Below are 12202 nucleotides of genomic sequence, written 5' to 3'. Positions count from 1 at the left end.
AACAACAGAGCATTGAATTATGAAATTACGAAACTCGGTATTTGTCGCTATCTTTGCCACTGCTTTGATCAGCACTATTTTCCTGCTGTTGTTACAACAACTTAGGTTTAGTTATGCGTTTAACGAGTTCATCAGCAAAAGTCGAACAGAGCGAATTGAAAAACTGCAACTCAGGTTAACCGACCGTTTTGCAGAAAACAGCAACTGGCAGTTTCTCACGGATCAGTTTGATACAGTAAATTCTGATAAGGGCACAGCTGATAAAAACGGTTCAGAACGACTCAACAAATGGATGGTAAGATTAGACTTTCCTCGTGGTGTCGCCTTGTTAGACGCAAACAAGGCCGCGTTAATTGGCGAATTTGAATCAAACATGAAATTAACCGCGATTTACCATCAAAACAAAGAAGTTGGCTTTCTTGCGGTAAAAGATAACAGTGAGGTCAAAGCGGAGCTTGATAGCCAGGTTGTGAAACAACAGGTTAGAAGTCTCATTTTCATCATGTTACTTACCCTGCTGACCGCGTTTTTATCCGCTTACTTCTTTTCCCGTAGACTCACCAAACCAATTTCTGATATCGCCAATGTATTGAACAATCTTCGCAAAGGCGACCTTACCGCCCGCAGTGACTATAAACATGGCAATGAACTTGGCCAGTTATCATCCGATGTTAACTTTTTAGCCAATACTCTTGAGCAAAACCGAGATTCCCGTCAACGTTGGATAGCGGATATATCCCACGAATTACGCACACCCATCACCATAATGAGGGGAGAGCTAGAATGTTTAGAAGATGGGCTCACGCCTTTTGATAACAACGCAATAACCTCGCTAAAAGAGGAAGTTGTAGGCCTTAATAAACTGGTGGAGGATTTACACCAATTAACCCTAGCGGATCAGGGCGAATTGCGATTGGAGTGCCAACCCAATGACATAAGTGAAATGGTTCAAGCATGCCTGCAAAAGTACCAACCGATTTTTGCGGAAAAGAACATAACCGCGAGCAATCAACTGCCAAATACGTTAATGGCTGAAGTTGATAAAGCCCGCTTGCAACAAGTGTTGATAAACCTATTTGAAAATTGCGCACGATATACGGACAAAGCAGGTGAAGTGCGAATATCATCAAGCCTAGATAATGAATTTGTCACCTTAGTGATTGAAAATACCGCGCCAGAAATATCTGAACAATCTCTACCTAAATTGTTCGACCGACTTTACCGCGTTGATGAATCCCGTAATAAATTCTCAGGTGGCAGCGGTCTTGGTTTGGCGATTTGCGCTGCGATAGTCGAAGCTCATGGCGGTAAGATAAGCGCCGCCCGTTCATCACTCAAAGGTGGCGTTAATGGCTTGGCGGTTTCGATGACATTACCTGTAATACCAACCCGTATAAGTTCAATTAGTTAATTCAGAGAGTACATTTGAACATGACAAACAAAATTTTAATTGTTGAAGACGACGAAAAGATTGCGACGATATTGGCAAAATACGCACAAGGCTCTGGCTACAATCATCACATCATCAATGACGGTGCAGATGTCATAAGTTGGGTCAAAGAAAACGAGCCTGATGCCATATTGTTAGACATCATGTTGCCGAATATCTCTGGCACGGAACTGTGCAAACAAATAAGAGAATTTAGCGAAGTGCCAATTTTAATGATCACCGCCAAAGTAGAAGAAATCAACCGCCTGTTAGGTTTAGAAATTGGTGCAGACGACTACATCTGCAAACCATTTAGCCCGAAAGAAGTCATGGCGCGGATCAAAACTATATTACGACGAGTTTCGACCAAAGCATCCGACACATTGTTTGAACTTGATGTCGCCAGTCAACGAGCCAAATTGCAAAATGTAGAACTGCCGTTAACCCCAGTCGAATTCCGCATTTTACACGCATTTACGTCTAAACCCGACAACGTATGGAACCGCGAACAACTACTCAACAAAATGTACGACGATTACCGAGAAGTAAGCGACAGAACCGTCGATAGCCACGTGGCTAATTTACGCAAAAAACTACTCGCCGCCCCGTTACAACATGACTTCATCGGCTCGGTTTATGGAGTAGGTTATCGGTTTTTGCTGCCGTAATGCTTCGCTGCTACAACAACTTTAAACTATGTAAATAATTTTACCTGGTAATCAGAAAGTAAACCTCTTCACAATTTTAATTGAATCAATGTTTAAAGGGTTGGGTTAAAAGTCGATTATATTCACAATTTTATTTGAGAAATTTATACTGTAAGTATTTGATTTTTAAAAAAGGCAGTTCACAAAGTTAATTGAAGATCTACATCATTGTCGATGCTTAATTAAGTTTGTGACTTAGTAATTAACGGTATATGAAAAAGGCAAATCAATGAATGATTTGCCTTTTTCGATTCTGATGGCTGAGTTTATTAATATCGAATAGTCATATATGACCGCTCTGAATTAAGGTCTCAAATGAGCGAGGAGCGGTCATTCGCTAGTCGTTCAAAGCTTGACTGATAGTGGCTACTGACGCTCTATAGCGGTCGTTGACATTCTCCGATTCTAGAAAACCCTTAATAAATCTTCTAACGATTGTGCTCGGCTCTATGCCAAACTCGCATATTGGTAACGCCAATCACACTCGTCGAGCGACTCTTTAAAAAAGAGTTGCCGTATATTGTTAAGAATACTGAAGCTGAATAGTTACCAACGAACCACCTAAAGATCTGCTACAGCGCACTGATATCTATGCTGTGAATAATCAGCTCCGCATTTTCAGATGCGGTAACCCAAATAACGCTATTGCCATCGGCAGATTGGCGGAACGGTTGTGTTGGCAACAGCTGGTCATCTAACGTCATCGAATCAACCAGTTCTCCCGTCAGGTCATACAGCGCGATGGTGGTATTGACGTAATCCCCTGTTGCGGTGCTGTTATCGGGAGTCGAACCTTGGTATGCATTCCATGCCACAATGATGTGCTCATCTCCAGCGGACGCAACCTTTATACCGTTTGCGGCCATGCGAAGGTTGTTATATTCCGTTAACCATACGTCTGTGTCGATGTTGGTGGTGTTGCTTGTTACACCGGAAATGACTTGCAGTCGAACATCTCGCGAATCTCGATTGTCCTCGGTAGCGAAAGCAACGGCAAACACGCCACTGCCAAGCTCTGCCAAAGTGCCTGTGTCTGTTAAAGTGGTGTTGCTACCAGTACTACCATTTTCTATTTCATAGTACTCGAGGGTGTAATTGTGACTAAGCGCGGTAATATCCCATTGGCCCAGTTGCAAAGAACGTGGAAAGGCATCGCCATGAGCCAGTGTGTAAATGAAGTCGTCACTAGCCAGAAGGATCCGTTGATCAAAGTTGTGTGAGGAGTACCAACCACTCATCGCTGTATCTAGTGTGCCAACGCTGTCGATAGTGCCTAGCCAGACTGCTTGGTGACGGACATCGTCAGACCAGCGCTGCTTGTGACCAGCGTAAATCACAACTTTGTCGGTTGTTTCGTGGTAGCTGAGCACGCCAGTTGAAGCCTGACCAGGATTGCCTTTGGTTGTTTCGCCGTGAACTCCCGAAACGGTAAGGTCAACATTACCGAAAATTAATGTATCAAAATCGCTGAAACCGTCCGTGCTAAAGCCTGTAATCCAAAATGCGCCGTTGCAATTGTCACTCGAACCATTGACTTGCTCACAGTTTCCATTGCTATCTCTCACCGCAAAGTCGTTATCTGCGCTATAAGCTAAAAAGTAGGTGTTGGTCGATTCTTTTTTGCTCACGCCTAAAAAGCGCCCTGATTGCTCTATACTGCTGGGTAAGTTGATCGTGGCGCTAATGCTGGCATCGGTTATTGATGTGTGGGTTGTCAAATTCCAGCTAGATGCCGCTTCCCCCCGATCTTGCCAGAATATATCGACAGTACCGTTGGTGTTTGGATAAAAATCTATTGGTGTATCTTGACCGTAATTACTCACATTATTGGTGTCTGCGGCTGTTTTGGGTTGCTCTGGTGTGGTTACTGATCAGGTGTTGTAGAGGCTACTAATGCTAATCGCTTGGGTGGTTATGGTAATTGATATAATAGCCTCACTTGACGTCGCACCACCATCATCAGTTACCGTATAAGCAAAGCTATCGTTACCATTAAAATCAGTATTTGGCGTGTACGTTAAATTAGGTGGAGTACCTGTAACGGTGCCATTTGCAGGTGTGCCAACGTTATAACTCGCTATAGTTCCATCACTATCGCTACCTGTGAGTGTTATGCTAATCGACTCGTTTTCATTGACAGAGACTGATTGAGCACTAGCTATCGGATCATCATTAACAGGGGTTACTGTGATAGAAACAATTGCCTCACTTGACGTTGCGCCATCATCATCAGTGACCGTATAAGTGAAGCTATCGCTACCGTTAAAATCAGTATTTGGCGTGTACGTCAAATCAGGTGCTGTACCTGTAATGGTGCCACTTGCAGGTGTGCCAACGTTATAGCTCGATATTGTTCCATCGCTGTCGCTACCTGTGAGTGTTATGCTAATCGACTCGTCTTCATTGACAGAGACTGATTGAGCACTAGCTACCGGAGCATCATTAACGGGGGGCTCTGAATTAACATCATTACTACTTCCGCCGCAAGCTGTTATCAGTGATATTAAACAGATAAAGAAAAAGTGTTGTAGGCTAAATCGCTCCATAGTTAAACCTCCTCTCTGGGAATAAGCCGATGCTGAGCTAGCTCAATTACCAATACTAGACGAGCTTGCCAAAATTGCCAGCATTCCTCAATAACGCCACCTATTCGCTCCGGCTGTGTGAAAACTCTGTTTACTTTTTGGTCTAAGCCCTGCTACTCATGAACAATCAGCCTAAATATTGAGTAGGATAATTGATATAATAATCAGTAAATTAATGGTGAGGATAGACGGATTATGTCAAGCCATATTAAGGGGTAAAGCCGTACTCAAGTTACCCTATTTACAGAAGCGCTGGATGCTTTTGTTACCGAAGATAGCCCAGTTCGAGGCAACTTGACGACATATTCAAAAATTCAGAAGGTAAATAATAAAAGGTGAAGGTATGAATATTTCAGGTTCTATTGGATTTGTGTAATTCAGAACATAGCTTTAGTGGAAGCAGATACAATTTTGTTTAATTTTTACTAAAAAGCATGTTTAAACGCAAGATTAATAAGTTCTAACTTTTTAGGCTCCCTGGTTATTTTTTTATTCACTAAGGACAGCTCAAAATCGTAGAAACACTCACTTGGTTTGATGATCCGCATTGAACCATTATTTAGCTCTTGCTGAATATAGCTTTGTGGGAGAAAACCTAAGTAACGGCCCGAGTTTATCATCGCCTTTCGAGTATCAAATTGATAAGACTTAGCAGATAAATTGAGTTTATTTAGTTGCTCACGACCTTTTACGTCAATATCAATGCCGGGATGAATAGCTGAGGCTGTTGCTAGCATTTTTTCGGTTAGTTGAGTGTCTGTTAACTGAAAAAAATGATGCTGTTCACTACAGCATAAATAAATGGTTTCAGAAAACACTTTTTTATATTCTAAGCCATCTAAAGGTAGGTAGCACGGATATAAGCCTGCATGAGCTTTTTCACTCAGTAGTTGTTTTTCTATAAATTCGATTGATCCCCCATCAAGAACTATATGTAGATTAGGGAATTGATCATGTATAAATTGGATGACTTGCCCTAATTTTTTTTGTTTTGCTGCATCAAGCTGCTCTGCGCATAAAATCACTAATTCACCAGTAAGTTGGTGACCTAAACTACCAATTAGCCTGCCAAAGTCATCAAAAGAATCAAATAACTTTAACGAAGCGCTATAAACCTCTCTGCCTTGTTCGGTCAAGGAAAAACCAGCACGCCCTCGATTACAAAGCTTATAACCTAATCGGGTTTCGAGATTTGACATATGTATACTGATGGTAGAACGAGTAAGACCAAGTGCGCTGGCAGCGCTTGAAAAGCCGCCGTGTTCAACCACTGCAAGATATACTTTTAATAATTTTAGATCATATTCGGTTACTGGTTTTCTAATCATTGTTTGATATTTCTCAAACTAAAGGTTGATAGTTTGGTATTTAACCAGAGTTATATTTCGGTTTCAATGGCTAAAGAATTTTATAAATATTTATGTGAGTAAGCTAGATGCAGACATTGAATGACCCACAATTACTGAGAAATCATTCTTATATAAATGGTAGCTGGCATGCTAGTGAAAACCAGTTAATGGTAACTAATCCTGCAACAGGTGAAGTGATCGCTCAAGTATCTGATGCTGCGGTTGGTGAAGTTGACTTAGCAGTAAAAGCCGCAAAACAGGCAATGCCATTGTGGTCATCTCTAGCAGCAGCTGAACGAGCTAAGTTAATGCGAAAGTGGTTTGATTTAATAATTGAACATCAAGAAGATCTCGCAACCATATTAACTTTAGAGCAAGGTAAGCCTCTTGCTGAAGCCAGAGGCGAAATTACTTATGGTGCAGCTTATATTGAATGGTTTGCAGAAGAAGGGAAGCGAGTTTATGGAGATACTATTCCAGCTCCATCAAGTGATAAGCGTATTGTCATTACCAAACAAGCTGTTGGGGTTGTTGCTTCAGTGACACCATGGAATTTCCCTAATGCAATGATTGCTCGTAAGGCTGCTGCTGCGCTTGCAGCCGGTTGTACTTTTATTGGCCGTCCAGCTTCTCAAACGCCATTGTCGGCGCTTGCTATGGCTGAGCTGGCTGAGCGTTCTGGGATGCCGCCGGGTGTTTTTAATATTATCGTTGGTGATGATGCCCGTGGCATTGGTGAAGTGTTAACGCAGCACCCTGATATTGCAAAGTTTACCTTTACCGGCTCTACCCAAGTTGGCCGCCAATTAATTGCTCAATGTGCTTCCACTATAAAAAAAGTATCAATGGAACTAGGTGGCAACGCCCCATTTATTGTTTTTGATGATGCAGACGTTGATGCTGCTGTTCAAGGAGCAATAGCTTCTAAATATCGTAATGCAGGTCAAACATGTGTTTGTACTAATCGTATTTTTGTGCAGTCAGGTATCGCGCAAGTGTTTACCGAAAAATATAAACAAGCCGTTGCCAAGCTTACTCTAGGTAATGGTTTAACCGAAGGGGTGAATATTGGCCCTATGATCTCACCACAAGCCGTTGCAAATGTTCATGAATTGGTAACCGCCTCTGTTTCATTAGGCGCTAAGGTGGTTACCGGCGGAGAGTTGTTAGAAGCTGGTTCACACTATTATCCTCCAACTGTCTTAAGCGATGTTACCAATGATATGCCGATTGCTCAGCAAGAAATTTTTGGTCCCGTGGCACCAATCATTACATTTGACTCAGAAGAACAGGTGATCACTCTGGCCAATAATACCGAGTATGGTTTAGCCGCTTATTTTTATTCGAGAGACATTGGTCGTGTATGGCGAGTCTCTGAAAAACTTGAGTATGGCATGGTTGGCATTAATGAAGGCATTATTTCTAATGCTGCAGCTCCATTTGGTGGTGTTAAGCAGTCAGGTAATGGACGAGAAGGTTCTAAATATGGTTTAGATGATTATTTAGAACTTAAATATCTATGTATGGGTGGCATCTAAACTAGCCCTGCAACACAAACAACTAAGATAAGCAGCAAATTAATTAAATAGAATTATGACAATGACAACAAATCAATCATTACAAGCTAGAAAGACTCAGGTAATTGCGCGTGGTCAAGGCAATATGTATCCAGTGTATGTTGAAAAAGCATTGAATTCAGAAGTATGGGATGTCGAAGGAAATCGCTATATCGATTTAGGCACAGGTATTGCGGTTTGTAATACTGGCCATAGCCACCCAAAAGTTATTGCCGCAGTCAAAGAGCAAGTGGAAAAGTTTAGCCACACGTGCATTATGGTTAACCCTTATGAAGTGGGGGTTGAATTAGCTGAAAAATTAACAGCGATTGCCCCAGGTAACTCAGAAAAAAAAGCGATCTTTGTTTCTACAGGTGCAGAAGCGGTAGAGAACTGTGTGAAAATAGCACGCGCTAAAACAGGTCGTCGTGGTGTTATTGCGTTTAATGGCGGTTTTCACGGGAGAACTAATCTAGCAATGGCATTAACGGGCAAAATTACCCCTTATAAAAACTTATTTGGCCCATTTCCTGGTGATATTTTTCATGCTCCTTTTCCTATCGATGTTCATGGTATTAGCGTTGAGCAATCGTTAAAAGCATTAGAAAACCTTTTTAAAGTGGATATTGCCCCTGAAGATACCGCTGCAATTATTGTTGAGCCAGTACAAGGAGAAGGCGGTTTTTATCAGGCACCTGCTGAATTTCTACAAGCACTACGCAAGCTTTGTGATCAGCATGGCATATTGTTAATTGCCGATGAAATTCAAACGGGTTTTGGCAGAACGGGAAAAATGTTTAGTTTTGAGCATGCTCATGTAGAGCCTGACTTGATTACTATGGCTAAAGGTATAGCTGGTGGTTTCCCTATTGCTGCGGTTGTAGGCAAATCAGAAATTATGGATGCACCTAACCCTGGAGGACTAGGTGGTACCTATGGTGGATCACCTGTGGCTTGTTCTGCGGCACTTGCTGTATTGGACGTGATTGAGAGCGATAATTTAATCGCACGTGCAAACATTATTGGCCAAAGGTTTAATCAACGCTTAAGTAAGTTAAAAGAAAAATACCCTGCACTTATTCTCAATGTAAGAAATCAAGGAGCAATGATTGCTTTAGAGCTTATTGAAAATGGAGATGCAGAGCAACCAAATACAGCGTTAACTCAAGCGATTATCGCAGGGGCTAAAAAAGCAGGATTAATTCTGTTAGCTTGTGGGTTCTATGGCAATGTTATTCGCTTTTTACCCGCTTTAACCATGCCTGATGACATAATGACAGAAGCATTAGATAACTTTGAAGCCTTATTCGAGCAATTAGCATAATCATCTATCTATTGATAATGCTTTGAAGTGCTCGATGTTAGCGAATATTCAACAGAGGAATATAAGAGCTGTAAATAAGGCAAAGCTTTGTTGGCTTTGCTTCATTACCGGAGTTTAGCTATGAGAAATATATCAAAAGATTTATTAGAAACCTGCCTATTTGCAGAAATGCAAACTTTAGTAAGTAATAATGACCCCAAACAAACTGAAAATGAAGCTATTCAAGATTTTGACAGACAAATAGAGCAGGACGAAAAAAGCTTTATCTTAGGTTATAACTAACGTTGATATAAGCAACATTGATATCACTACCACTAGTCAGCATAAAGCCTGAAGTTGATTACGGATAAATATCAAAAGGGTTGCTAACTTACTCAATACTAAGATAATGTTGAACAATGAACACAACTCTTATCCATATTGATTTCGATAAAGAAGACAGCCTGCAGAGTCAAATTCGACAGCAATTGGTTGAAGGCATTTTGCGGGGCTCCTTTTTACCAGGAAGTAAATTGCCTTCCTCTAGGAAACTAGCCAAGCAACTCAATGTTTCTCGAAATACCGTTACCCTTGTTTATCAAGCATTACTTGATGAAGGTTATATTATAAGCAAGCAACGGAGTGGGATATATGTTTGTGATGAAATAGCGCAAGGAAAAGTTGCTAATAAGAATCGAGAGTTACAATTCAAACGGCAACCGATAGATAATCATCATAGGTATAAGGGAGCATGGCATTCCACTAATGCCTCATCCAGTCCTAAAAATTGGCAGGATTACCAATTTCCATTTATTGATGGTAAATATGACTCATCCTTATACCCTGTTACCCAATGGCGTGAAGCGAATAGAAAGGCCAATGCGCCAAGAGAAATCTATCAATGGTCAAAGTTACAAGGCATTGATGATGATCCTAAGCTTATTGAAGAGATTAGAAGTAAGATATTACCAAGACGCGGTATCGTTGCAGATAGAGATGAAATAATCATCACCATCGGAAGCCAGCAGGCGTTAAGCCTAATCACCGACTTATTTGTTGACAATACGGTCACTGTTGCTGTTGAAGAGCCTGGCTATCCTGAAATGCGAGAGTTGTTGATGCATAAAGGAGCCTCTATTGTTCATCAACCTGTTGACAACCAAGGCATAACTGTTTGCAGTCAGCTAGATGTTTGCGATTTGCTTTATACGACTCCGAGTCATCAAACACCGACAAGTGTCACTATGTCGATGGAAAGAAGAAAACAGTTACTTGAAAAGGCTCATCAACAAGACTTATTGGTGATTGAAGATGACTTTGAGTTTGAAAGTAACTTCTTAGGCCAACCTCACCCAGCGTTAAAAAGTTTAGACAAAGAAAATCGCGTTGTTTATGTTTCTTGCTTATCAAAGGTTTTAGCATCGGGTATTCAAATCGCTTTTATTGTTGCTGATTCAGGGGTTATTCATGAGTTACGAAAGCTAAGAAAAGTAACTACCCGAACTCCACCGTTAAATAACCAAAGAGCGGTTGCACACTTTCTAGCCTTGGGTTATTACGACTCTTATATGATGCACTTACACAAAATCTTTTTTGAACGTTGGCTTACATTAAGAGAAGCACTTAATATTTACCTCCCTAACTGCATAAATACTGGCCCTATACAAGGCGGAACTGCTTATTGGATAACTGGACCTAAAAACCTTGATGGTCAACGGTTACGAGAAGAGGCAGCTGAAATTGGCATTTTGATTGAACCGGTAAAGCGTTACTTTGCAACGGTAGAATCACCAGAAAACTGTTTTCGTATGGGCATTACCAGTATCAGTAACGAACGGATCAGGACAGGTGTCAGTAAGCTGGCAGAGCTCATTCATAAATTATCTGATGACGAAGAAAGTTTCTCAAATAGTAAAGGGCAATTACTCGATAATTCCACACTAGATAGTGTGCTTTCCGGAAGTAAACTCGAATGCCAAATGGTCTATGGTGTCCCGTGTGTAATTGAATTACTACCTGACGGAAAGATGTTTGGCTATACGGGGGGGATTGATAATGAGACAGATACTGGGCGATGGTGGATCGAAAACGGCATGTATTGTCGTCAATGGAAACTCTGGGGCTATGGTGAAGTTAAAGGATTTTATGTAGTTACTGACGGTAATAAAATGAAATGGTTTGATCATCATTACGCTTTTGTTCGTCACTTAACGATACTCTAGCTAACTTAATTAAATATTTCTTAAAAAAACTAACTGGTACCATTTTTTTGCTGATACTGGTACTAATGTTGGCGTCGTTCATTTTATAAAGTGATTACATCAAATCATATTTTAGGTAGCTCTCTTAGTTGGGTGTAATTATTTATGAGTCATTTTTCCATTGCTGGTCTCCAGTTAAAGTTGTCGTCAGGCGATTCGACAGATCTTATTAGTGAGAAAATAGTTCACACTAAAAAACGTTTTCCATGGCTAGATATGATAGTCATCAGTGAATTAGCAAGTTTTGGTGTTGATAAAAAATTTGCGAGCCCCCTGCCAAGTAAAGCTGAAAAGTTATATTGTCAATTGGCTAAAGAAAATGATATTTGGCTAATACCTGGCTCCTTTTTTGAGCAAGTAGATGACAAAGTCTATAACACTGCGCCTGTCATTAATAATCAAGGAGAGGTGATTGAACGGTATCGTAAAATATATCCATTTTATCCATATGAGAGTGGCGTAGAAGCAGGTCAAGACTTTGTTGTGTTTGATGTCCCGCAAGGGCGTATTGGCATTGCTATTTGCTACGACCTCTGGATTCCTGAGGTTGCTCGCTCCTTGACTTGCTTAGGTGCAGAAGTGCTTATTTACCCTACCTTAACTGGAACCATTGATCGCCAGAAAGAATTAATACTAAGCCAAGCTACGGCCATACAAAACCAGTGTTATGTTTTTGGTCTCAATGCTTCTAGTCCACTGGGAAATGGTCAATCAATAATGGTAGGGCCAGATGGTAACCTGATTTACCAAGCAGGCTCAGATGAAGAAGTTATCCCTATAGAAGTTGATTTTTCTAATGTCAGGCGAAATCGAGAAAACGGTCTATTTAATCTTGGTCAGCCGTTAAAGAGCTTTCGGGATAACCGTCGGATAATTCAACAGGTTTCAAAAATAATAAACAATGACAATGAGTTAAGTAAGCTTGGTGAGCTTAAATTGCCAGCATCAAAAAAAAATAGCTAGAAATAATTCTGGAACTATAGATTGTTCCTAACTGGCGCTATAAAACGTG

General features: G+C 40.9%; 10 protein-coding genes. 7 read left to right on the top strand and 3 right to left on the bottom strand.

From position 1 onward, the window contains the following. Nucleotides 1-19: 19 nt before the first annotated feature. Together QQK02_RS04670 and QQK02_RS04665 are read left to right on the top strand one after the other, a co-directional pair. Entirely contained in the window at nucleotides 20-1411 is a 1392-nt protein-coding gene (locus QQK02_RS04670; protein ID WP_284206798.1) for an ATP-binding protein, read from the top strand. Between the two features lie 20 nt (nucleotides 1412-1431). Continuing rightward, a complete protein-coding gene (locus QQK02_RS04665; RefSeq protein WP_284206797.1) occupies nucleotides 1432-2097 on the top strand; it encodes a response regulator in 666 nt (221 codons plus the stop codon). Between the two features lie 611 nt (nucleotides 2098-2708). On the opposite strand, the gene QQK02_RS04660 is transcribed toward QQK02_RS04665, so the two are convergent. From QQK02_RS04660 to QQK02_RS04650, 3 genes are all read right to left on the bottom strand, one after another. After that, nucleotides 2709-3959 carry a hypothetical protein gene (locus QQK02_RS04660; protein WP_284206796.1) on the bottom strand — a complete coding sequence of 417 codons (1251 nt, stop codon included), beginning with the start codon at nucleotides 3957-3959 and terminating at the stop codon, nucleotides 2709-2711. A gap of 48 nt (nucleotides 3960-4007) precedes the next feature. Beyond that, nucleotides 4008-4682, bottom strand: a complete 675-nt coding sequence (locus QQK02_RS04655; protein ID WP_284206795.1) for an Ig-like domain-containing protein — start codon at nucleotides 4680-4682, stop codon at nucleotides 4008-4010. A 464-nt stretch (nucleotides 4683-5146) separates the two neighbouring features. Then, a complete protein-coding gene (locus QQK02_RS04650; RefSeq protein ID WP_284206794.1) occupies nucleotides 5147-6049 on the bottom strand; it encodes a LysR family transcriptional regulator in 903 nt (300 codons plus the stop codon). Between the two features lie 107 nt (nucleotides 6050-6156). Here QQK02_RS04650 and QQK02_RS04645 point away from each other — a divergent pair, with 107 nt between their 5' ends. The 5 genes from QQK02_RS04645 (at nucleotide 6157) to QQK02_RS04625 (ending at nucleotide 12153) form a co-directional block, all read left to right on the top strand. Next, a complete protein-coding gene (locus tag QQK02_RS04645; RefSeq protein WP_284206793.1) occupies nucleotides 6157-7608 on the top strand; it encodes an NAD-dependent succinate-semialdehyde dehydrogenase in 1452 nt (483 codons plus the stop codon). Nucleotides 7609-7669: 61 nt separating this feature from the next. Beyond that, nucleotides 7670-8950 carry a 4-aminobutyrate--2-oxoglutarate transaminase gene (gene gabT / locus QQK02_RS04640; protein WP_407705008.1) on the top strand — a complete coding sequence of 427 codons (1281 nt, stop codon included), beginning with the start codon at nucleotides 7670-7672 and terminating at the stop codon, nucleotides 8948-8950. A 120-nt stretch (nucleotides 8951-9070) separates the two neighbouring features. Continuing rightward, entirely contained in the window at nucleotides 9071-9232 is a 162-nt protein-coding gene (locus tag QQK02_RS04635; RefSeq protein WP_284206791.1) for a hypothetical protein, read from the top strand. Nucleotides 9233-9348: 116 nt separating this feature from the next. Then, on the top strand, nucleotides 9349-11151 hold the full coding sequence (gene pdxR, locus QQK02_RS04630; RefSeq protein WP_284206790.1) for a MocR-like pyridoxine biosynthesis transcription factor PdxR: 1803 nt from the start codon (nucleotides 9349-9351) through the stop codon (nucleotides 11149-11151). A 144-nt stretch (nucleotides 11152-11295) separates the two neighbouring features. Next, nucleotides 11296-12153, top strand: coding sequence for a carbon-nitrogen hydrolase family protein (locus QQK02_RS04625; protein ID WP_284206789.1), 858 nt, complete (start codon nucleotides 11296-11298; stop codon nucleotides 12151-12153). Nucleotides 12154-12202 lie beyond the last annotated feature (49 nt).

The sequence above is a fragment of the Thalassotalea eurytherma genome (assembly GCF_030161415.1).
Taxonomy (GTDB): domain Bacteria; phylum Pseudomonadota; class Gammaproteobacteria; order Enterobacterales; family Alteromonadaceae; genus Thalassotalea_G; species Thalassotalea_G eurytherma.
Note: the sequence above shows the minus strand (reverse complement) of the source record. Positions and strands in the feature narration are given on the sequence as shown.

Excerpts from the sequence above, each read along its gene's own strand:
- QQK02_RS04635 (WP_284206791.1), top strand. The coding sequence starts at position 9,071 with ATGAGAAATATATCAAAAGATTTATTAGAAACCTGCCTATTTGCAGAA.
- gabT (WP_407705008.1), top strand. The coding sequence starts at position 7,670 with ATGACAACAAATCAATCATTACAAGCTAGAAAGACTCAGGTAATTGCG.
- QQK02_RS04665 (WP_284206797.1), top strand. The coding sequence starts at position 1,432 with ATGACAAACAAAATTTTAATTGTTGAAGACGACGAAAAGATTGCGACG.
- QQK02_RS04650 (WP_284206794.1), bottom strand. The coding sequence starts at position 6,049 with ATGATTAGAAAACCAGTAACCGAATATGATCTAAAATTATTAAAAGTA.
- QQK02_RS04645 (WP_284206793.1), top strand. The coding sequence starts at position 6,157 with ATGCAGACATTGAATGACCCACAATTACTGAGAAATCATTCTTATATA.
- QQK02_RS04670 (WP_284206798.1), top strand. The coding sequence starts at position 20 with ATGAAATTACGAAACTCGGTATTTGTCGCTATCTTTGCCACTGCTTTG.
- QQK02_RS04655 (WP_284206795.1), bottom strand. The coding sequence starts at position 4,682 with ATGGAGCGATTTAGCCTACAACACTTTTTCTTTATCTGTTTAATATCA.
- QQK02_RS04625 (WP_284206789.1), top strand. The coding sequence starts at position 11,296 with ATGAGTCATTTTTCCATTGCTGGTCTCCAGTTAAAGTTGTCGTCAGGC.
- pdxR (WP_284206790.1), top strand. The coding sequence starts at position 9,349 with ATGAACACAACTCTTATCCATATTGATTTCGATAAAGAAGACAGCCTG.